The sequence below is a fragment of the Streptomyces sp. AN091965 genome, from assembly GCF_022698285.1.
Taxonomy (GTDB): Bacteria; Actinomycetota; Actinomycetes; order Streptomycetales; family Streptomycetaceae; genus Streptomyces.
The window spans coordinates 4045375-4067551 of sequence record NZ_JALDMY010000001.1; the positions used below are offsets into that span (position 1 = coordinate 4045375).

The 22177-nt window shown below is 70.3% G+C and carries 18 protein-coding genes; 10 read left to right on the forward strand and 8 right to left on the reverse strand.

Translation table 11 applies throughout. From position 1 onward, the window contains the following. Positions 1-3: 3 nt before the first annotated feature. Entirely contained in the window at positions 4-1149 is a 1146-nt protein-coding gene (hppD, locus tag MQV74_RS16965; RefSeq protein ID WP_242718571.1) for a 4-hydroxyphenylpyruvate dioxygenase, read from the reverse strand. A gap of 121 nt (positions 1150-1270) precedes the next feature. On the opposite strand from hppD, the gene MQV74_RS16970 reads away from it, so the two are divergent. The 6 genes from MQV74_RS16970 (at position 1271) to MQV74_RS16995 (ending at position 6403) form a co-directional block, all read left to right on the forward strand. Further along, positions 1271-1738: an Lrp/AsnC family transcriptional regulator gene (locus tag MQV74_RS16970; RefSeq protein WP_242718573.1), complete on the forward strand. Its 468-nt coding sequence runs from the start codon at positions 1271-1273 to the stop codon at positions 1736-1738. A 114-nt stretch (positions 1739-1852) separates the two neighbouring features. Further along, positions 1853-2500: an ABC transporter permease gene (locus MQV74_RS16975; protein WP_242718575.1), complete on the forward strand. Its 648-nt coding sequence runs from the start codon at positions 1853-1855 to the stop codon at positions 2498-2500. Positions 2501-2618: 118 nt separating this feature from the next. Next, positions 2619-3830, forward strand: a complete 1212-nt coding sequence (locus MQV74_RS16980; protein ID WP_242728770.1) for a betaine/proline/choline family ABC transporter ATP-binding protein — start codon at positions 2619-2621, stop codon at positions 3828-3830. Between the two features lie 5 nt (positions 3831-3835). After that, positions 3836-4726, forward strand: a complete 891-nt coding sequence (locus MQV74_RS16985) for an ABC transporter permease (protein WP_242728772.1) — start codon at positions 3836-3838, stop codon at positions 4724-4726. After that, the gene (locus tag MQV74_RS16990) at positions 4723-5697 is read left to right on the forward strand and encodes a glycine betaine ABC transporter substrate-binding protein (protein WP_374120633.1); all 975 of its coding nucleotides are present in this window, start codon (positions 4723-4725) and stop codon (positions 5695-5697) included. The genes MQV74_RS16985 and MQV74_RS16990 overlap by 4 nt, the downstream gene beginning before the upstream one ends. 94 nt (positions 5698-5791) lie before the next feature. Further along, positions 5792-6403, forward strand: coding sequence for an ArsR/SmtB family transcription factor (locus MQV74_RS16995; protein ID WP_242728776.1), 612 nt, complete (start codon positions 5792-5794; stop codon positions 6401-6403). Between the two features lie 190 nt (positions 6404-6593). On the opposite strand, the gene MQV74_RS17005 is transcribed toward MQV74_RS16995, so the two are convergent. From MQV74_RS17005 to MQV74_RS17025, 5 genes are all read right to left on the reverse strand, one after another. Further along, on the reverse strand, positions 6594-7403 hold the full coding sequence (locus MQV74_RS17005) for a S16 family serine protease (RefSeq protein ID WP_242718579.1): 810 nt from the start codon (positions 7401-7403) through the stop codon (positions 6594-6596). Positions 7404-7491: 88 nt separating this feature from the next. Continuing rightward, on the reverse strand, positions 7492-8133 hold the full coding sequence (locus MQV74_RS17010; protein ID WP_030680755.1) for an IclR family transcriptional regulator: 642 nt from the start codon (positions 8131-8133) through the stop codon (positions 7492-7494). A gap of 351 nt (positions 8134-8484) precedes the next feature. Continuing rightward, a complete protein-coding gene (locus MQV74_RS17015; RefSeq protein ID WP_242718581.1) occupies positions 8485-10278 on the reverse strand; it encodes a DEAD/DEAH box helicase in 1794 nt (597 codons plus the stop codon). A gap of 133 nt (positions 10279-10411) precedes the next feature. Next, positions 10412-11908, reverse strand: coding sequence for an MFS transporter (locus MQV74_RS17020; RefSeq protein WP_242718583.1), 1497 nt, complete (start codon positions 11906-11908; stop codon positions 10412-10414). Positions 11909-12101: 193 nt separating this feature from the next. Continuing rightward, positions 12102-12779: a hypothetical protein gene (locus tag MQV74_RS17025; protein WP_242718585.1), complete on the reverse strand. Its 678-nt coding sequence runs from the start codon at positions 12777-12779 to the stop codon at positions 12102-12104. A gap of 367 nt (positions 12780-13146) precedes the next feature. On the opposite strand from MQV74_RS17025, the gene melC1 reads away from it, so the two are divergent. Beyond that, complete coding sequence (melC1, locus tag MQV74_RS17030) at positions 13147-13530, forward strand: apotyrosinase chaperone MelC1 (protein ID WP_242718587.1); 384 nt, start codon at positions 13147-13149, stop codon at positions 13528-13530. 17 nt (positions 13531-13547) lie between these two features. Then, positions 13548-14375, forward strand: a complete 828-nt coding sequence (gene melC2 / locus MQV74_RS17035) for a tyrosinase MelC2 (protein ID WP_242718589.1) — start codon at positions 13548-13550, stop codon at positions 14373-14375. On the opposite strand, the gene MQV74_RS17040 is transcribed toward melC2, so the two are convergent. Both MQV74_RS17040 and MQV74_RS17045 read right to left on the reverse strand, forming a co-directional pair. Next, a complete protein-coding gene (locus tag MQV74_RS17040) occupies positions 14357-14752 on the reverse strand; it encodes a DUF397 domain-containing protein (RefSeq protein ID WP_242718591.1) in 396 nt (131 codons plus the stop codon). The genes melC2 and MQV74_RS17040 overlap by 19 nt on opposite strands. Beyond that, a complete protein-coding gene (locus MQV74_RS17045; protein WP_242718593.1) occupies positions 14749-15603 on the reverse strand; it encodes a helix-turn-helix domain-containing protein in 855 nt (284 codons plus the stop codon). The genes MQV74_RS17040 and MQV74_RS17045 overlap by 4 nt, the downstream gene beginning before the upstream one ends. A gap of 158 nt (positions 15604-15761) precedes the next feature. On the opposite strand from MQV74_RS17045, the gene MQV74_RS17050 reads away from it, so the two are divergent. After that, a complete protein-coding gene (locus MQV74_RS17050) occupies positions 15762-16190 on the forward strand; it encodes an ATP-binding protein (protein ID WP_242718595.1) in 429 nt (142 codons plus the stop codon). 255 nt (positions 16191-16445) lie between these two features. Next, on the forward strand, positions 16446-22157 hold the full coding sequence (locus MQV74_RS17055; protein WP_242718597.1) for a glycosyl hydrolase family 18 protein: 5712 nt from the start codon (positions 16446-16448) through the stop codon (positions 22155-22157). Positions 22158-22177 lie beyond the last annotated feature (20 nt).

Below are 22177 nucleotides of genomic sequence, written 5' to 3' on the forward strand. Positions count from 1 at the left end.
GGCTCAGAGGTTGCCGCGCTTCTCCTGCTCGCGCTCGATCGCCTCGAACAGGGCCTTGAAGTTGCCCTTGCCGAAGCCCATCGAGCCGTGGCGCTCGATCATCTCGAAGAAGACCGTCGGCCGGTCCTGGACCGGCTTGGTGAAGATCTGCAGCAGATAGCCGTCCTCGTCGCGGTCGACCAGGATCTTCAGCTCGCGCAGCGTCTCCACGGGCACCCGGGTCTCACCGGCCCACTCGCCGAGGGTGTCGTAGTAGGAGTCGGGGGTGTCGAGGAACTGCACGCCCGCCGCGCGCATGGCGCGCACCGTGGCGACGATGTCGTTCGTGGCGAGCGCGATGTGCTGGACGCCCGCGCCGCCGTAGAACTCCAGGTACTCGTCGATCTGGGACTTCTTCTTGGCGATGGCGGGCTCGTTGATCGGGAACTTCACCTTCAGGGTCCCGTCGGCCACCACCTTCGACATCAGCGCCGAGTACTCGGTCGCGATGTCGTCGCCCACGAACTCCTTCATGTTCGTGAAGCCCATGACCTTGTTGTAGAAGCCGACCCACTCGTTCATCTTGCCGAGCTCGACGTTGCCCACACAGTGGTCGATGGCCTGGAAGGTCCGCTTGGCGGGCGGCTCGACGATCGGCGACGCCGCCACGAAGCCGGGCAGGTACGGGCCGTCGTAGCCCTTGCGCTCGACCAGGGTGTGGCGGGTCTTGCCGTACGTCGCGATGGCCGCGAGGACCACCGTGCCGTTCTCGTCCTTGACCTCGTACGGCTCGTCGATGCCGCGCGCCCCGTGCTCGACGGCGTACGCGTACGCGGCGCGCGCGTCCGGCACCTCGATGGCGAGGTCGACGACGCCGTCGCCGTGCGCGGCCACGTGCTCGGCGAGGAAGGCGCCCCGCTCGGTGGAGGGCTTGATGACCGAGGTGAAGACGAACCGCGCGGCGCCGTTCTCCAGAACGTAACTGGCGGTCTCGCGGCTGCCGTTCTCCGGTCCGGAGTAGGCCACGAGCTTCATGCCGAACGCCGTGGAGTAGTAGTGCGCGGCCTGCTTGGCGTTGCCCACGGCGAAGACGACCGCGTCCATTCCCTTGACCGGGAAGGGGTCGGCCTCGCGCGCGGTTTCGGGCGTGGTGTGTGTGGTCTGAGTCATACTCCGAGGCTCCCGCCGAACCGCAAGATGCGCAATAGTTCGCGTATTCACTGGGCAATGTGCGCAGCGAACGCCGAGGAACGCCGGGCGTTCTGTACATCCTGACCATTTCGGAGGCGGCATGTCGATCGATCATCTGGACGGCAGGCTCATCGTGCTGCTCGCGCGCGAGCCGCGGATCGGCGTCCTGGAGGCGTCCCGCAGGCTCGGCGTCGCACGCGGCACGGTGCAGGCCCGCATGGACCGGCTTCAGTCGAACGGAGTCATCCGCGGCTTCGGCCCGGAGGTGGACCCGGCGGCGCTCGGCTACCCGGTCACGGCGTTCGCGACCCTGGAGATCAAACAGGGCCAGGGCGCCGACGTGCGGGCGCACTTGGCGGGCGTGGCCGAGGTCCTCGAACTGCACACCATCACCGGGCACGGCGACATGCTGTGCCGTCTGGTGGCCCGCTCCAACGCGGATCTCCAACGTGTGATCGACCGGGTGGTGGGTTTTGATGGCATCGTCCGGGCCTCCACGGCGATCGTCATGGAGAACCCCGTTCCGCTGCGGATCATCCCGCTGGTGGAGCAGGCGTCCGGCGGCTGACGGCACGAGCGACGTGGGTGTGGGTAGGGAGTAGGGCGATCCACCCGTACGACGCACGCGGGCGCGGGGAGACTCCCCGCGCCGTCTGGCGCACCCCGCGAGGTGAGCGGCACGGTGAACTTCTGGGACTACCTCGGCAACCGTCACCAGCAGTTGCTGATGGACGCGTACCAGCACGCCAGCGCGGTCTTCCAGTGCATGGTGGTGGCCACGGTCATCGGCGTGCTGATCGGTGTGGCCACGTACCGCAGCGAGTGGGCGGGCAACCTCGCCACGACCGCGACCTCCACGATCCTGACCATCCCGTCGCTCGCCATGATCGGTCTGCTGATCCCGGTCGTGGGCCTCGGCGTCGCGCCGACGGTGACGGCCCTGACGCTGTACGGCCTCCTTCCGATCGTGCGCAACTCCATCGTGGGCCTGCGCGGCGTCGACCCCACCCTGGTGGACGCCGCGAAGGGCATCGGGATGTCCCGCCTGCACCGGCTCGTGCGGATCGAGCTGCCGCTGGCGTGGCCGCCGATCCTGACCGGCATCCGGGTCTCCACCCAGATGCTGATGGGCATCGCCGCGATCGCCGCCTACGCCTCCGGGCCGGGGCTCGGCAACGAGATCTTCCGCGGCATCGCCTCGCTCGGCAGCAAGAACGCGCTCAACCAAGTGCTCGCGGGCACGCTCGGGATCATCGTCCTGGCGCTGCTCTTCGACGCCGCGTACGTCCTGATCGGCCGTCTGACGATTCCGAGGGGGATCCGTGTCTGAGACTCCGGAGAGGCCCGCCCCGTCCCCCGCGCCCGGCGCGGCGGGCTCCACCGCCGACCAGGCGGGCTCCACCGCCACCTCGCCCGCCACCGGGGCCACCGCCACCACCGGGGCGACGATCGAGCTCGAAAGCCTCACCAAGCGCTACCCCGGCAGCTCCGAACCGGCCGTGGACAGCGTGAACATGGAGATCAAGGCGGGCGAGATCGTGATCTTCGTCGGCCCCTCGGGCTGCGGCAAGTCCACCACGCTGAAGATGATCAACCGGCTGATCGAGCCGACCAGCGGCCGCATCCGCATCAACGGCGAGGACGTCACCGACATCGACCCGGTGAAGCTGCGCCGCAAGGTCGGCTACGCCATCCAGTCCTCCGGCCTCTTCCCGCACATGACGGTCGCTCAGAACATCGCGCTCGTCCCGAAGATGGTGGGCTGGGGCAAGGCCAGGATCAAGGAGCGGGTGGAGGAGATGCTGGACCTGGTCGGGCTCGACCCGGCCGAGTTCCACGGCCGCTATCCGCGCCAGCTCTCCGGCGGCCAGCAGCAGCGCGTGGGCGTGGCCCGGGCGCTCGCGGCCGATCCGCCCGTGCTCCTCATGGACGAGCCGTTCGGCGCGGTCGACCCGATCACCCGCGACCACCTCCAGGACGAGCTGATCCGGCTCCAGCACGAGCTGCACAAGACGATCGTCTTCGTCACCCACGACTTCGACGAGGCCATCAAGCTGGGCGACCGCATCGCCGTGCTCCGCGAGCGCTCGCACATCGCGCAGTTCGACACCCCCGAGGCGATCCTCACCAACCCGGCCGACGACTTCGTGTCGGGCTTCGTCGGCGCGGGCGCGGCCCTGAAGCGGCTGAACCTGACGCGCGTACGGGACGTGGAGATGGCCGACGTGCCGACGGTGACGGTCGACGACCCGCTCCAGACCATCTTCGACAAGCTGCGCGCGAGCGGCACCAACGAACTGCTCCTGCTCGACAAGCGCGGCCGCCCCTACAAGTGGCTCAGGCGCGGCGACCTGATGCGCGCCAAGGGCTCCCTGGCCCGCGCCGGCACCCTCGTGCACGACACGGTGACCCGGGACGCCACGCTCCGCGACGCCCTGGAGGCGGTCCTCACCGACAACGCGGGCCGGGTCGCCGTGACCGGGCGGCGCGGCGAGTACACGGGCGTCGTCGACATGGAGACGCTGATGAACTCCGTGCACGAGATGCTGGAGGCCGACCGCCTCGACGCCCTGGAGCACCAGCACGAACTGGAGCAGCAGCGGGCCCAGTTGACGCAGAAGGAGCAGGAAGGCGACGGCGGCGGGGAGGCGGAGCGTTGAGTCCGGTGCCCGGCAACGAGCCGCGCGTCCCCGAGCGCAAGCACGCCGCCCGGCAGGCGTCGCGCCCGCGCGGCGAGCACGAGGTCAAGGGCCTGGCCTTCCGCGACGACGGCGAGGCCGGGCAGGAGACGCCCGCGACCCCGGTGGCGCGCGAGCCGCGCCGGGTGACCTGGCAGAAGCTGACGTTCCTGCCCGCGCTGCTCGCGGCGGTCCTGATCGCCACCTGGATCTGGTTCGAGCAGGCCGACCTGGACGAGATCTCCAAGAACGCGCTGTCCAACGGCCAGGTAGGCAAGGCCCTGCGGCAGCACGTCGAGCTGACGGCGATCTCCACCTTCTTCGTGCTGATCATCGCGATCCCGCTGGGGATCCTGCTGACGCGGCGCCGCTTCCGCAAGGGCGCCCCGGTGGCCATGGCCCTGGCGAACACGGGCCAGGCGACGCCCGCGATCGGCCTGCTCGCCCTCCTGGTGATCTGGATGGGCATCGGCGAGAAGGCGGCCCTGACGGGCATCATCATCTACGCCGTCCTGCCGGTGCTCTCCAACACGATCGCGGGCCTGAAGGCGAACGATCCCACCCTGCTCGAAGCCGCGCGGGGCATCGGCATGTCCCCGCTCGGCGTGCTCGCCCGGGTCGAACTCCCGCTGGCCGTCCCGCTGATCCTCGCGGGCGTGCGCACCGCGCTCGTCCTGAACGTGGGCACGGCGACGCTCGCGACCTTCGGCGGCGGCGGGGGCCTCGGCGTCCTGATCACCACGGGCATCACCAACCAGCGCATGCCGGTCCTGATGCTCGGCTCGATCCTCACGGTGGTCCTCGCCCTGCTCGTGGACTGGCTGGCCTCGCTCGCCGAAGTGGTCCTCAGCCCGCGCGGTCTGGAGGTGCGCTCATGAGGTGGGCGGCGCGTACGAAGGCGTGGGGCGCGGTGGCCGGGGTCCTCCTGGCGGCGGGCGGCTGCGGTCTGACCAGCGGCTCGCCGATGGTGGACGACGTGAAGCCCGGCACCGTCGGCCGGGGGCAGCCCCTGAAGGGCGCCGACCTCACGGTCACCTCGAAGGAGTTCACCGAGCAGCTGATCCTCGGCGCGATCATGGGCATCGCCTTCCAGGCGGCGGGCGCGGACGTCCTGGACCGCACCGGCATCCAGGGCTCGATCGGCGCGCGGGAGGCGGTCAAGGGCGGGGACGCGGACGCCATGTACGAGTACACGGGCACCGCGTGGATCACCTACCTCGGCAACGCCAAGCCCGTCACCGACCCGCGCCAGCAGTGGGAGGTGGTCCGCGAGGCCGACGCGAAGAACGGCCTGACCTGGCTGCCGCCCGCCTCCCTGAACAACACCTACGCCCTCGCCATGAACGAGTCCAACTTCAAGAAGTACGGCACCAAGACGCTGTCCGACGTCGCCGCCCTGGCGAAGAAGGACCCCAAGGCCGTCACGGTGTGCGTGGAGGGCGAGTTCGCCAACCGCGCGGACGGCCTGCCCGGCATGCAGAAGGCGTACGGCATGAAGCTCCCGGCCGGGAACATCACGCAGATGGACACCGGGATCATCTACACCCAGGCCCGGAAGGGCACCTGCACGTACGGCGAGGTCTTCACGACGGACGGCCGCATCAAGGCCATGAACCTGACGCCGATGGCGGACGACCGCCACTTCTTCCCCAACTACAACGCGGCCCCCGAGATCAACAGCAAGACCCTCAAGAAGTACCCGGAGATCGCGGAGGTCCTCGCGCCCATCACGAAGAAGCTCGACAACAAGGTGGCGCAGGACCTGAACTCCAAGGTCGACGTGGACGGCGAGGATCCGCACGAGGTGGCGAAGGACTGGATGGTGGAGCAGGGCTTCGTGAAGGAGTAGCCCCCGTCCCGGAGGCGCTCCCGGCGCCTTCCGGCCATGCAAAGACTCCCTTGCAAAGAATGCGTTGCAACGGAGTCTTTGCATGCGTACGCTGATGAGCATGACGCAGGACCCGAAGCCCCGGAAGATCCATCACCTCGACGCGCGCTCGCTGCGCGGCCTCGCGCATCCACTGCGGATGCGGCTGCTCACCTCACTGCGCTTCGACGGCCCGGCCACCGCCTCCCAACTCGCCGCCCGTCTGGGCGAGTCGAGCGGCGCGACCAGCTACCACCTGCGCCAGCTCGCGGAGTACGGCTTCGCGGAGGACGACCCGGAGCGCGGCAAGGGCAGGGAGCGGTGGTGGCGCTCCGTCCACCAGGGCACGTACCTGGACGACGACCTGCGCACCGACCCGACCCCGGAGGTGCGGGGCGCGCTCAACGCCTATCTGCACGAGTCCGCGACGCACCACGCCCAGGAGCTGGCCACCTGGCTCGGCACCGAGGGCGACTGGTCCAAGGAGTGGGTCGAGTCCTCGGACATGAGCGACTTCACGCTGCGGCTCACCCCGGCGCAGAACGCGGAGCTGGGCCGCAAGGTCCACGAACTCATCGAGAGCTACCGGCAGTTGTCCCCCGACGACGACGCTCCGGACGCGGCCCGGGTGCGCATCCACCTGCACGCGTTCCCGACGACGACCGCACCCGACGCCCACGACGACTGAGACATCCAAGACGACTGAGGCATCCAAGACGACCGGGAGGAGTGCGTCACCGTGCACCCCGACATCCATCTGCTCCTGCACGACACCCGCGCCGCCGAGCTGCGCCGCGAGGCCCCCGCCCGCAGACCGGCCAGGCCCCCGATCCGCACCCAACTGGGCTGGACCATGGTCGAGTTGGGCCTGCGCCTGGTCAGCAGCTCGGAACCTTCTCGCCCTTCTGCAGCGCCCGCAGCGCGTCGACCGTACCGGACAGCGTGGTGACCGGGACCAGCTGAAGCCCCTTCGGCTTCTCCGCCTCGGCGTCCGAGCACTCGGCCTTCGGCACGAGGAAGACGGTGGCGCCGTCACGGGCCGCGGCCTGCGTCTTCAGGGAGACGCCGCCGACGGCGCCCACCTTGCCGTCCGCCTTGATCGTGCCGGTCCCGGCGATCGTGCGGCCGCCGGTCAGGTCGCCGCCGCTGCCGTTCCCGTCCAGCTTGTCGATGATGCCGAGCGCGAGGAAGAGCCCGGCGCTCGGCCCGCCGATCTTCCCCAGGTCGGCGTTGACCTTGACCTTGTCGGTGCCGTCCACGCCGTCCGCGCGCAGGTAGTGCAGCGCCGCCTTCGTGGCGTCGTCCTGCGACTCGCGCATGTCGCCGAGGTTGCGCTCCTCGACCTTCTTCTCGTCGTCGCCGTCCGGATAGACCGAGTCCTTGGGCATCACGGCCCGGTCCGTACGGAACCAGCCGTCGATCACGTCGCCGAGCCGCACGGTCATCTGCGGCCCCGTCGCCACGATCGTCGTCATCCGCAGCTGGCCCTCGGTCTTCCGCGTGGGCGCCCCGGAGATCGTGAGCACCGGCTTGCCCTCGTACTCCCCCAGCACGTCGGCGGTGCCGCCGGGCTGCGCCACGGCGAACGGGAGGGGCGCGAGCCCAGCAACGGCCAGGAGGGCGACGACCGGCGCGGCAGCCAGGGCGAGGACTTTGGGGCGGCTCAGACGAGCGAGGCGGGACAGCACAGCCTCAAATGTAATGGGTCACCCGCGGCGCGGGGGATCGCGGCCTGCGGCCTGCTCGTCCTCAAACGCCGGACGGGCTTGGATTTCCTCAGCGCAGCGCCTCCGCGACCTCGCGGGCCGCGTCCACCACCCGCGGGCCCACCCGCTCGGGCACCGAGTCCGCGAGCATGACCACGCCCACGCTGCCCTCCAGGCCGGTCACGCCGACCAGGGGGGCGGCGGCGCCGCTGGCCCCGGCCTCCAGTTCGCCGTGGGTGAGCGCGTACCCGGGGTCGGTGATGTGCCCCTGCCGGGCGGCGAGGATGGCCTTGCCCGCGGCGCCCCGGTCCAGGGGGTGGCGGAACCCGGTCCGGTACGCCACGTGGTAGTCGGTCCACGTCGGCTCGACCACGGCGACGGCGAGCGCCTCCGTGCCGTCGACGAGGGTCAGGTGGGCCGTGGCCCCTATGTCCTCGGCGAGGGAGCGCAGGGCGGGCAGGGCGGCCTCGCGCACCAGGGGGTGCACCTGGCGGCCGAGCCGCAGGACCCCGAGGCCCACCCGGGCCCGGCCGCCCAAGTCGCGGCGCACGAGGGCGTGTTGCTCAAGGGTGGCGAGGAGCCGGTACACGACGGTCCGGTTGACGCCGAGCTTGTTGGACAGCTCGGTGACGGTCAGGCCGTGGTCGGTGTCGGCGAGCAGCTTGAGGACGCGCAGTCCTCGGTCGAGCGTCTGAGATGTCTCCGCGGTCACGACGCCCACTCCTTAGTCGTGAGGGTCGACGGCCCCCTCTGCGGCGGGCACCGGCTGCGCTCCGGGGCGGCGCTGCCACGGGGCGTTGTGTAGCGGGGACAGTAGCGAGGGCGTCCCGCTCAGCGGAAGACTCCGTCCAGAATCCGGTCAAGGGGACGGAAAGACGGTCCGGATCATCCCGATACGCACCCCCGTATGTGTATGCGGAACGCACAATGCCTGCACGGAGTGCGCACGTTTCCCGACCTTCCGGTAACGAGCAGGCCTCACGGGAGCAGCCTTTTTTGGGGGCGCGGGGAACTGCGCGCCCAGCCACAGCCGATCCGCGGACGAAGACGGCGCGGCGCACGGCTACCGCATACGCGTGGCCCACTCCTGCACCTTGGCGATGCGCTGCCGCAGCTGCCCGGCGGTGGCCTCCGCGGACGGCGGCCCCCCGCACACGCGCCGCAGCTCCGTGTGGACCACCCCGTGCGGCTTCCCGCTCTGGTGGACGTACGCCCCGACCATCGTGTTCAGCTGCTTGCGCAGTTCGAGGAGCTCCTTGTGGGAGACCACGGGCCGCCGCTCCGCGGGCAGCTCCAGAAGGTCGGCCTCCTCGGCGGGCTTCTTCTTGCTGTGGGCGATCTGGCGGGCCTGCCGCTTCTGGAGCAGGAGCTGCACCTGGTCGGGCTCCAGGAGCCCCGGGATGCCGAGGTAGTCCTGCTCCTCCTCGCTGCCGGGGTGGGCCTGCATGCCGAACTCGGCACCGTCGTAGAGCACCCGGTCGAAGACGGCCTCGGACTCCAGGGCCTCGAAGGAGAACTGCTCCTGCTCACCGGTGTCCTCGTCCTGCTGCTTGTTCGCCTCGTCCATCTCCTTCTCGGACTCGGCGTACGGGTCCTCGTCCTCGCCCTGCTTCTTCGGCTTGTCGAGGGCGTGGTCGCGCTCGACCTCCATCTCGTTGGCGAAGCCGAGCAGGTCGGGGACGGTGGGCAGGAAGACGGACGCGGTCTCGCCGCGCCGCCGGGAGCGCACGAAGCGGCCCACGGCCTGGGCGAAGAACAGCGGGGTCGAGATCGTCGTCGCGTACACGCCGACCGCGAGCCGGGGCACGTCGACGCCCTCGGACACCATGCGGACGGCGACCATCCAGCGGTCGTCGCTGCCGCTGAAGTCGTCGATGCGCTGCGAGGCCCCGGTGTCGTCGGAGAGCACGAGGGTGGCCTTCGTCCCGGTGATCTCCCGGATGAGCTTGGCGTACGCGCGCGCCGACTCCTGGTCGGAGGCGATCACCAGGGCGCCCGCGTCGGGGATGGCCTTGCGGACCTCGCTGAGGCGGCGGTCGGCGGCCCGCAGCACGTTCGGCATCCAGTCGCCGCGCGGGTCGAGGGCGGTGCGCCAGGCCTGCGAGACCGCGTCCTTGGTCATCGGCTCGCCGAGCCGGGCGGCGATCTCGTCACCGGCCTTGGTGCGCCAGCGCATGTTGCCGCTGTAGGAGAGGAAGATGACGGGCCGCACGACACCGTCGCCGAGCGCGCTGCCGTATCCGTACGTGTAGTCGGCGGAGGACCGGCGGATGCCGTCGTTCCCCTCCTCGTACGTCACGAAGGGGATGGGGTTGGTGTCGGAGCGGAAGGGCGTGCCGGTCAGGGCCAGGCGCCGGGTCGCGGGCTCGAAGGCCTCCAGACAGGCCTCGCCCCAGGACTTGGAGTCACCGGCGTGGTGGATCTCGTCGAGGATGACGAGGGTCTTGCGCTGCTCCGAGCGGTTGCGGTGCAGCATGGGCCGGACGCCGACGCCCGCGTACGTCACGGCGACGCCGTGGTACTCCCTGCTGAGCGGGCCCGCGCTGTACTCCGGGTCCAGCTTGATGCCTATGCGAGCCGCGGCCTCGGCCCACTGCTTCTTCAGGTGCTCGGTGGGGGCGACCACGGTGACCTGCTGCACCACGTGGTGGTGCAGCAGCCAGGACGCGAGCGTCAGCGCGAACGTGGTCTTGCCGGCGCCGGGCGTCGCCACCGCGAGGAAGTCGCGCGGCTGCTCCTGGATGTACTTCTCCATCGCCCCCTGCTGCCAGGCGCGCAGCTTGCTGGCAGTGCCCCAGGGAGCGCGCCCCGGGAAGGCGGGCGAGAGGTGGTGGTTGGAGGCGGCGGTGGTAGTCACGGTCTCCGTTTTTGACGCTGGGGGTACGTACGACAACCGGGCCACCCTACCGGTGGGATGACCGCACTCCGGGGCTGACGCTCGGGTCCGCCCCGGGGTGCGACGCGGTTCACACCGGTCCGCCGGGGATGATTCAGGCCGTCTTCGCAGGTCCCCGCAGGCGTGTGCCCAGCCATGCCCCGGCGAGCGCCACGGCCGCCATCGGCAGGAACACCGCGGTGAAGGCGCCCGGGTGCGAGCCCGCGGCCCCGGCGTCCGCGCCGTGGGCGCCGATCACGCCGCCGCCGAGCGCGGCGAAGGCGGCGCCGCCCGCGGCGAGCAGGAGGGCGTTGGACAGGCCGTCGGATATCTGGAGCGAGGCGGAGTTCGTCCCCGCGTCCTCCGGGGGCGACAGGCGGAGCAGCAGCACGCTGGTCGAGGCGATGACCATGCCCATGCCGAGGCAGCCGACGCCCCAGGCGACCGCGACGGTCCACACCGGCACGGCGTCGATCAGCACGCCGGGCGCGGTGGCGATGGCCGCGGCGACGAGCACCATGCCGACGACCACCAGCTTCTCCCGGTGGGCCTCCATGCGCGGCCGCGACTGCGCGTACGAGCCGAGGGCCCAGGTCGCGCCGCCCGCCGCGAGCGAGAGGCCCGCGAGCGTGGGCGACAGGCCGCGCTCGCTGACCAGCATCAGCGGCACGAACGACTCGGCGGCGACGAAGGACCCGGCGGCCACGCCCCGCAGCAGCACCACGGAGGGCAGCCCGCGCGCGGCCCGGTAGGTGCCGCGCGGCAGCAGGCCGAGCACGGACGGCACCAGGACGGCCGCGCCGACCGCCGCCGGGAGCAGGGACAGCCAGCGCAGGTCCTGTCCCGCGTACTGGAGCAGGCCCGCGCCGAGCGAGATGCCGAGGGCGAGGCGGACGCGGCGGCGGTCCAGGGGCTCGGCGGGGGCGTCGGGGTCCAGCGGGCCCGAGGCGTCGCGGCGGATCGCGGGCAGCGCGAGCGCGAGGGGCGCGGCGACCAGGACCGGGACGCCGATGAACACCCACCGCCACCCCAGGTGCTCCGTGACCGTGCCCGACACCAGGGGGCCGACCACGGACGGCACCACCCAGGCCGCCGCGAACGACGCCAGGATCGCCGGGCGGAGCCGCTCCGGATAGGCCCTGCTCACCACCACGTACAGGGACACGATGACGAGGCCGCCGCCGAGGCCCTGCACGGCGCGGCCCAGGATGAACTGCCACATCGCGCCCGCCGTGCCGGACAGGAGGAGGCCCGCCGCGAACGCGGACATGCCCGCGGTCAGCGGGCCGAGCGGTCCGCGCCGGTCCCCCCACTGCCCGGCGAGGACCATCCCGAACAGGCTGGTCGTGAAGTACGCGGAGAACCCGAACGCGTACAGCGACACCCCGTCGAGCTCGCGGGCCGCCACCGGCATCGCCGTGCCGACGGCGGTCGCCTCGAAGGCGATGAGCAGCACGACGGAGACCATCCCGATGCTCAGCGCCCGATACGGTTTCGCAAGCACACCGCCCTCGGGCACCTCGTGGGGTGCCGCCTGCGGGGCGGCCGGCGCGGTGGCGACATCGGTGTCGCGGGAGGTGTCGCGGGAGTCGCGGGAGTCGTGGGCGGTCATGCCCGTCAGCGTAGAAGCGACCACTGACACGTGACGCCTGCCTTGAGACGGGCCCTGCCTGGTCCCTTGGTCGTACGCCCCCGGCCCCTTCCACGGAGGTCGCGCGGCTGCTCCCTCCGCCCGCGGAACGGGGACCGGCGGCTCTACCGGGGCCTGGCCCCCGGCGGCTCCGCCAGGGACCCGCGCACCGGGCTCACAGCACCTTCGCGCTCTTCAGGACCGCGTCCGCCGCCTCCTGCTCGTCGCCCGCGCCCGGCTTCGCCATGCCCATCAGGAACACCGACCGCGCGGCGTCCGCCTTGATCACCGTCAGGCGCAGACGGGTCTCGCCGCCCTCGCCGCCCTTCAGTACGAGGACGACGGTGTGGGCGGGGTGCCCGCCGACCGTGGTCGCCTCGGACTCGGTCTGCTCCGCCGACCCGTCCGGGTTGAAGAACTCCGCGTTGGACCGGGCGGCGCGCTCCGTCTGCGCCTTCAGGTCCGACTCCGCGACGGCGCCCCCGCGCCCGGTGACGACCATGCCGAACCGCTCCCCGTCGCCGCCCTCCCCCGTGTCCTCCCCTGTGTCCTCCGTCCGGATCGAGCTGGTGAAGGCGTCGACGAGGTCCCCCTTGTCCCGCTTCCAGCCCTCGGGGAGCCGGTACGACACCCCGGCCTTCAGATCCGTCTCCCAGGGCCGCCCCGCCAACGGATCGTCGTCCCCGCCCCTGTTCCACCACCAGGCCCCGAGCCCGGCGCCCACCAGCGCCACGAGCACGCCCGCGACGATCCCCTGCCGCCGCCGCGACCGCCCCGACAGCGACGGCTGCGACGGCTGCGGCGCATAGGGAGGCGGAGGGGGAACCGGGGCCTGCGAGGGCGGTGTCGTCATGCGCACCAGTGTCGCCAACGGCCCGGAAACGGCCTTGAGTACGGGTACTCAGGGGCTACTCACGCGGCACGGCTTTCGGACACGTTTTCCTTGTGACGCCGCACACGAGCCGTGATGTGGCTGTGAAGATCTTTCACGGTATCGTCACTTCCGCCGGAGGATCTGCGGTACGCGCCCCGCGCAGGTGAACGCGCCGCAGGATCGGCGTCGTTCAAGAATGCACTATTTATCCGCAGGTGTCCGTATTGACGGGCAACCCTTCGCGTCGATTACGGCCGCACATCTCCCTCCCTGTACGCATGGTCCCGGCAGTTCCGCCCGACCACCGGAACCGCCTTTCCACCACGCACACTTGGGGGTTTTACGCATGTCCGGAATCACCCGCCGCCAGGCCATCGGCGCCGCGAGCGCCGTCGCCGGGGCCGCCGTCGTCGGTGTCGGCGCCGCCCAGGGTCCCGCCCTCGCCGCCGGCCACGGCGCCGAGCCCGGCTCCTTCGACGAGGTCTACCTCGGCCGCCGCATCCAGGGCGGGCCCGCCGGAGGCCACGGCGGCCACCACGCCGACCACGGCGGCGGCTACTCCGTCCGCATCGACGGCGACGAGCTCCACATCATGCGCAACGCCGACGGCACCTGGATCAGCGTCATCAACCACTACGACCCGCAGGCCACGCCTCGCGCCCTCGCCCGCGCCGCCGTCGACGACCTCCAGGGCGCAGCCCTCGTCCCGCTCGCCCCCGCCACCCGCTGATCCGGAGCCCCGCCGCCATGACCGTACGCAAGAACCAGGCCCAGCTCACCGCCGACGAGAAGCGCCGCTTCGTCAACGCGCTGCTCGCGCTGAAGCGCGACGGGCGCTACGACTCCTTCGTCTCGACCCACAACGACTTCATCATGAGCGACCGCGACGACAGCGACCGCGTCGGCCACCGCTCCCCTTCCTTCCTGCCCTGGCACCGCCGCTTCCTCATACAGTTCGAGCAGGCCCTCCAGTCCGTCGACCCCTCCGTCGCCCTCCCCTACTGGGACTGGACCACCGACCGCACCCCCGCCGCCTCCCTGTGGGCCCCCGACTTCCTCGGCGGCACGGGGCGCTCCCGTGACGGCCAGGTCACCGACGGCGCCTTCGCCTCATCCGGCAACGGCTGGCGCATCAACGTCCGCGTCGACGGCCGCGACTTCCTCCGCCGCAGCCTCGGCTCCAACGGCCTCCAGCTCCCCACCAAGGCCGAGGTCGACTCCGTCCTCGCCATGCCCGTCTACGACGCCGCGCCGTGGAACAGCGCGTCCGACGGCTTCCGCAACCACCTCGAAGGCTGGCGCGGCGTCAACCTCCACAACCGCGTCCACGTCTGGGTCGGCGGCCACATGGCCACCGGGGCCTCCCCCAACGACCCCGTCTTCTGGCTCCACCACGCCTACGTCGACAAGCTGTGGACCCAGTGGCAGTCCCGCCACCCCAACTCGCCCTACCTCCCGGCCTCCGGCACGCGCGACGTCGTCGACCTCCGCGAGACCATGCGCCCCTGGGGCAACGTGACTCCTGCGGACATGCTGGACCACACGAGGTACTACACCTACGACGTGGCCGCCTGAACGAAGTCCCGCCAGGCCCCCGCCCCGAACCCGAGGCGGGGGCCTTGGGGGTTCTTGGAGTCCCGTATGTGGACGGTGCCGGGGGTCGCGGCGACCTCTACGCAGTCGTTGATGTCACTGCTGTCGCTGTAGCTGCTCTTGGCCCACCCCAGCGCGACCTCGACGCAGTCATTGCCGTCGCCGCTGCTGCTGTGGCTACTCTTGGCCCACTCCAACGCGACCTCGACGCAGTCCTCGCCGTTACTGCTACTGCTGTAGCTGCTCTTGACCCACTCCAGCGCGACTTCGACGCAGCTGTCGCCCTCGCTGCCGCTGCTGTAACTGCTCTTGAACCAAGCCAGCCCGGATGGACCTTCAACACGGGGCGTACGAGTCATGTCTCTCCCAGCACTCGCTCGCTGAAGGCCAGCGAATCTTGTGGCGGCAAAGCCTGCGCCCGGATGATGCCATACCGCAGCTCAAGGATTCGGATCTGCTTCGGCTCCGAGACGGGCCGACCGTTGAAGGCGCCTTCGGAGCGCCCAACCGCCGTACCGTCCATGAACTTCAGCAGCTCGATGCCGCCATCGATCCCAGCATGCTCCTTGCAGTCGAGTGGCATGACCTGGATCTCGACGTGCCGCAACTGGCCCACCTCAAGCAGACGTTCAAGTTGCCGACGCTTCACCATTGTTCCTCCGAGCGGGCGCCTGAGAGTCCCCTCCTCTTGGACAAAGCTGAGCTCAGGAGCGGGCGTTCGCCGGAAGATGGACTGCCGCGCCATACGTGCGGCCAACGCCCGCTCCACTTCGTCGGTCGCGTAGGCGGGCCGCCGCATCTCGAACAGCGCCCGCGCGTGCTCCTTGGTCTGCAACAGGCCATGGATGCTCTGGGTGCTGTAGAGGCACACCTCAACAGCCCGCTCCTCCAGCTTCGCCAGTTCCCGCACCTTCTTCGGGTACCTCGCCTTCGCCATCTCCTCCTTCATCGCCGAGATGAAGCCGTTCGCCCCCAGGACCCGATCCACCGCGTCCAGGTACTCCGGGCGCGGGATCCTTGCCCCGCGCTCCACCTTGCGGACCTGGTCCTCGCCGTAGCCGATCGCCTCGCCCAGCTCCGCCGCGCTCAGGCCCGCGGCCTCGCGCCAGCGCTTCTGCTGGTGGCCGAGGGCCTCCACGACCGACGCGATCTCGTCCTCGGGCTCGACGTCCCAGCCCGCCCCGTCCACACTGTCGCCGTCCGCGCTCATCAACGCCCACCTCCGAAGTGCCGCCCCGCTCCAACGCGCAGCCGTACCCGTACGACACCCCGGACAGCCCGGACAGGGCCGGACAGCGACGGGACAGTCACCGTACGTGCGCGTCGCACCACGGTGCAGGCTAGGTGGCCTGCGTCACGCTGGGGCGCATGAACACAGAGACCACACAAGCCCTGGCCCCCGTACGGCAGTTCACCGCGCTGATGCCGTCGAGCCCGCGCGGGGCGCACCTGGCCCGGCGGGCCGTCGTACGCCAACTCATGGCATGGGAGCGGCCGTACGAGCGGGCGGAACACGTCGTGGCCGAGCTGGCGAGCAACGCGGTGCGGCACGGGCACGTGCCGGGGCGGAACTTCCGGCTCACTCTGCGCCTCGCGGCCAGCGGGGTGCTGCGGGTGGAGGTGAGCGACACGTGCGCCGAGCGCCTGCCACGCGCTCCAGGCCCCGGGCCCGTCGACCCGGACGCGGAGTCGGGCCGCGGCCTGCTGATCGTGGCGGCGATCGCGGACCGCTGGGGCACGGAGTTCGGCCCCGACCCCCGCAAGACGGTCTGGGCGGAGCTCGACAGCGGCCGGTAGGGACGCCGCCGCCTGGCCACAGCGGCTTCTCGCGGCGCCCCCCGGCCGCTCAACGCGTGTTGACCGCTCGTTGATCCGCCCCGCATACCTTTCTCGGCTGGCCAGGCCCGCTCTTCGACCCGAGAAGGAACCATGCACAGATCACCACCGAGTACGCGTCCGCCACGTGGTGGCATGCTTGCCCGGAGCCACGCCGGACGGTGGATGCCCTTGCCCTCCGCCCGCCCGCGAACTCGCTGGAGACGGTCGGCCGCAGTGACGGCGCTGGCCGGCCTGCTGGCATCACTGATCACTTTGCTGAGCCCCGCTCCGGCGGTGGCGCTGACCGATCCGCAGTTGCGCGCCATCACGTTCAACATGCAGGGCGGCAACAAGTGGAGTGACGTCAAGCACATGATGTCCGACGCCGACATCATCCTGCTGCAGGAGGCCAACACCAGACCTGGCGAGACGCAGATGCGCCGGTTGCAGTGGGCCACGAACTGGGGCGACGGCCAGGTCAACGCCAACGGTCAGCCCAGCCTGAAGTATCAGGTGTACAAGTCGCCGTTCAACCAGTCCAACCGTGGGGTGAAAGGGGTTCTGTACTACCTGAAGATCCTCCCCACGGAAGAGTGGGACCACGCCCCCGACGAGGGTGCTCCCAACGACCCTGACGCGGGTAGAAACGCGACGAAGTCAATGGCGATCTGGGTCCGCGAGGGCATCGCCCCCCATGACGATCCCCTCGACTTCGTGACACCTCCGGAGCATGCCCCAAACCTGGATCCCAACAGGTGGATCAGGTCTCGCCCCGCGTTCGGAATCCAGCTCCAGAACACGTGGTACTTCAACGTCCACGCGGAATCGAGACGCGTGAACGAAGCGGTCAATCCCCACTCGCGCGCCCTTGTGGAGGCCATCAGCGCCGAGAAGGCGGCCAGGCCCGGCAGGCCGGCGGAGCCGTGGCGGGTCATGGGGGACTTCAACAGCCTCGCCGACACCCTTGAGCCGGACGACCAGGTCAGGCGCTACAACAAGTTCTACGCCACTACGAACGGACGTCCGGACGGCACGGCTGCGCCCACGCAATTGAACGCAGGCGCCCTGGACTACTTGGTCGCCAACGATCAGCTCAGAAACCTGCAGGTGTCCATCAAGAGCGGCAACGGCGGATCGGACCACTGGCCGGTGCGGTTCGCCCCCGCCGACAGTGCACCGTGCGATTCGTTCGACTGGGAGTACCGCACCGTGTACAACCCGGTGGGCCGTACCGCCCGGGCCGCCGAAGGTGATGCCTGCGAGAACAACATGGACGCCGCCGTCTCCATGGGCGACAGCTACATCTCCGGCGAAGGCGGCCGGTGGGCGGGTAACGCCAACACCACCCCCAGCGGCGACGTGTGGGGCACCGACCGCAGGGCCGACTGCCCGGGCGGCAAGGACGGCAAGGACTGCGTCTACGGCGACACCTCGTACGACGGCGGCAAGAACCGCTGCGACCGTTCGGACGTCGCGCCCATCAAGAGTGCCGCGATCGAAGGCATCCCCAGGGAACGCCGTTTCAACATCGCCTGCTCGGGTGCCAGGACCGAGCACATCATCAAGGAGAAGTACCAGGACCAGGAGCCGCAGGCCGAGCAGCTCGCACAGCTGGCGAAGGACTACGACGTCAAGATGATCGTGGTGTCCATCGGCGGCAACGACCTGGGCTTCTCCAAGATCATCACCGATTGCGTCTGGCGCTACTGGGGCTGGCCGAGCGGCGGCAGCTGCAACACGGCCTCCGCGAACGCGGAGCTGAAGGAGAAGCTGGCCACCACACGGGGCGACGTCGTCAAGGCCCTGGAGAAGATCCGCTCCGTCATGACGGACGCCGGGTACGAGCGCGGCGAGTACGACCTGGTGCTGAGCACGTATCCGAATCCGCTGCCCTCCGGTGCGCAGATGAGGTACGACGACGAGGACGAACGCTATGGCCTCGGCGGCTGCCCGTTCCGCGACTCCGACCTGAACTGGGCCCGTGGCGAGCTCATGCCGGGCATCACCTCCATGCTGCGCGGCGCGTCGGACGACGCCGGGGTGTCCCTGCTGAACGTGGAGAACGCCTTCACCGGGCACGAGCTGTGCGGGAAGGGCACCAAGCAGGCCACGAGCGCCAACTCGCGTGCCAACCCGCTGCCGGAGGCGGATGCCGAGTGGGTGCGGTGGGTTCCGTACCTGTACGACAGGGCCAAGGGCTGGCTGTGGGGGTCCCAGGGCGACAAGCAGGAGGCCGTCCACCCCAACGCGTACGGGCAGAAGGCGCTCGGCGCGTGCCTGGCCTCCTTCGCCCGGTCAGGTGTCGCGGGGCGGGCACGGACGTCCACGTGCGTGGGCACTCCCGGCAGGGACAGCGACGGCGTGGGAGCGGAGCACTCCGTGCGCATCTCCTCCTGGTTCCAGAACCAGGGTGTGGGCGGCGACGCCGGGCCCCAGGGCGTGCTGCAGCGCCACGGAACCAGCTCCAAATGGGTCTCCACGGGCGCGGACGACGCCGACACGGGACGCTGGTACATCACCGGTGACCTGAAGGAGGGCCGCGAGCTGGAGACGACCATCAGGAACCGGACGGGGCAGTACCTGCAGGGGGACGGCGGGCGATCGTGGCAGTGGGCGTCGGTCACCGACACGCCTCGCGTGTGGAAGATCAAGCCGGAAGACGGTGTTTCCCGCATCACCACCGATGACGGGAAATGGTGCCTGGCCTACGAACCCGGCTCCGTCCTCTGGGGCTCGCTGCGGCCGTGCAGCTCCTCCGTGTTCCAGGGGTGGAACATCGAGAACGCCGACATCAAGATCACCCCCCGCCCCCAGCCAGTCGACCGCACCGGCCACCTCAAGTCCGCCAAGGACGACCTGGTCGCCGACGTGGACAACGCGTGGTCGGAGCCGGGAACCCGGGTGAAGGCGCTCGCGTCCAAGGACCACCCCGCGCAGAAGTGGCGGGCGCGGTCCACGCCCGAGGGGTGGCAGATCATCAGCGCCCTGGACGGCGCCCCCGTCCTTGCGCACGACACCGGCAAGCACGAGGCCCGGCTCGCCAAGGACGACGACGGGGACAAGGACCAGCTGTGGCAGGCCGAGGACGCGGGTGACGGGTGGACGCGGCTGCGCAACGGCGGTCTGTGTCTGACGGCGGGCGGCGAGGACGAGACGCTGGCCGTCAAGGACTGCGCGTCCGGCGACGCGGGGCAGCGGTGGAAGGCCCCCGGAGTCACTCCGGAGAAGCCGGACGACAACGGCAAGGGCGGCGACGCCGGTGACCCCTACGACGACGGGGAACCGGTGCGCAACGACAAGCCCGCTGCCTCCGGTGACTGCCGTCCCGACGGGATGGCGAAGACGGCCGGGGTGAACACTCCGTACTGCGACGTGTACGACGAGCAGGGCCGTGAGTGGCTCGGCAACGGCCGCTCGCGGCGCGTGGTCGGCTACTTCACCGGCTGGCGCACCGGCGCGAACGGCGATCCGAAGTACCTGGTCGGCAACATCCCGTGGACCAAGGTCACGCACATCAACTACGCGTTCGCGCACGTCGACAAGGACAACCGGATCTCGGTCGGGGACACCTCGGACCCGAAGAACCCGGCCACCGGCATGACCTGGCCGGGCAACCCGCGCGCCAAGATGGACGACTCGCTGCCGTACAAGGGGCACTTCAACCTGCTGAACACCTACAAGAAGCGGCACCCGGCGGTGAAGACGCTGATCTCGGTCGGCGGCTGGGCGGAGACCCGCCAGTTCTACTCGATGGCCACCAACGCGGACGGGTCGGTCAACCAGGAGGGCATCGACACCTTCGCCGACTCGGTGACCGGCTTCCTCCAGAAGTACGGGTTCGACGGGGTGGACATCGACTACGAGTACCCCACGGCCCTGCCGAAGACCGGCAACCCCAAGGACTGGGACGTCGCCGACCCGCGCCGCAAGGGTCTGACCAAGGGCTACAACGCGCTGATGAAGGCGTTGCGGGAGAAGCTCGACCGGGCCGGAGCCGACAAGGGCCGCTACTTCCAGCTGACCTCCGCGGGCTCCTCCTCCGGCTATCTGGTGCGCGGCCTGGACGCCGGACAGGCCTTGCAGTACCAGGACTTCGTCAACGTCATGTCGTACGACCTGCACGGCTCCTGGAACAAGTACGTCGGCCCGCAGGCGCCGCTGTACGACGACGGCAAGGACAACGAGCTGGCCGCCGCGGGCATCTACGACGACCAGAAGGCGGACACCAAGGACTTCCAGAAGCACGGGTACTTCAACACCGACTGGGCCTACCACTACTACCGCGGCGCGCTGCCCGCGGGCCGCATCAACCTCGGCCTGCCGTACTACACGCGCGGCTGGCGCGACGTGCAGGGCGGACAGGACGGGCTGTGGGGCACCGCATCGCTGCCCCAGCAGGGTGACTGCCCGGTGGGCACCGGCGGCCGCGGCGGCGACTCGGACTGCGGCGCCGGCGCCGTGGGCATCGACAACGTCTGGCACGACACCGAGGACGGCAAGGAAGTCGCCGCGGGCTCCAACCCGCTGTGGCACGCCAAGAACCTCCAGCACGGCACCGCCCCGGGCTATCTGAAGTCGTACGGACTCGACACGGCGAAGCAGGAGAACAAACTGCGCGGCCGTTACGAGGAGAAGTACAGCTCCGAGCTGGAGGCCCCCTGGCTGTGGAACGCCGACAAGAAGGTGTTCCTTTCCACCGAGAACGAGCGGTCGATCGACGCCAAGGCCCAGTACGTGAAGGACAACGGCATCGGCGGCGTCATGCTGTGGGAACTGGCCGGTGACTACACCGAACGCCCCGGCGGCGAATACGGCATGGGCTACGACCTGACGACCCGCCTGGACAAGGCGATGCGCGCCGCGGGCCCCTACGGGTCCACCAAGGCGGGCGAAGGCCGCAGCCTGCCCCGCCAAGTCATCGACGCCGACGTGGAACTCGTCGACTACCCCACCAAGAAGGACGACTTCTACCCCCTCCAGCCCAAGCTGCGCATCACCAACAACAGCGGGCAGACCCTCGGCCAGGGCACCGAGATCTCCTTCGACATCCCCACCTCCGCCCCACCGGTCATCAAGGACGGCGACTACAAGGAGATGCCCGTCATCAAGCCCGGCCGCACCGGGCCCAACCAGGGCGGCCTGAAGGCCGACTTCCACCGCGTGACCATCGAGCTCGACTACTGCCAGGACATCCCGCCGGGCAAATCCCTGGACATCGACGTCAAGTACTACCTGCCGATCACAGGGCCCGCGAACACCACGGTCAAGATCGACGACAAGGAGTACGGCGTCACCGGTGACCAGCGCCGCGGCACCGACACCGTGGAGCCCCCGGCCCCGTCCGCGGGCACCTGCCCCGCAGCCGACTGGAAGCCCGGCAAGACCTACACCCCCGCGGCGGGCCGTCTCTGGGGTGCGTTCGACAAGGGCGACAAGGGCTGGCAGTTCGAGTACCAGCAGATGAACATGGATCACTACCCCGACCAGTCGCGGGTCCACCTCGTCTCCCCGTCCACGACCAACCCCAACCAGTTCTGGCAGGTCAAGGACGTGGGCGACGGCTGGTACAGCATCGGCAACGGCGACAGGTGCCTCACCGCCACCGACGCCGGAGAGGACCTCGCCACCCGGGACTGCGGCGACGGCGAACGCCAGCGCTGGCGGTTCGTCCCCGTCAACGACGACGGCACCGAGGGCCGGCCCGGCGGACCACGCCACGGCAAACTCTTCAAACTGCGCGCCGCCACCGGACAGGAGGCCGAAGCCGCCGACGGCGACAACGCCCACGAAACCCACATCCTGACCGGTGACCCCAAGCGCGCCACCGGCGCCTACGTCAAGCACGACGGCTTCTACTGGTACGCCCAGTGGTACACGACCGCCGAACCGGGCACGGCCGAGGGCAACGGAGGCCGCCCCTGGAGGAAGCTCGGCCCCACGCCGTAGCTCCTCACCTCACGCGGCAA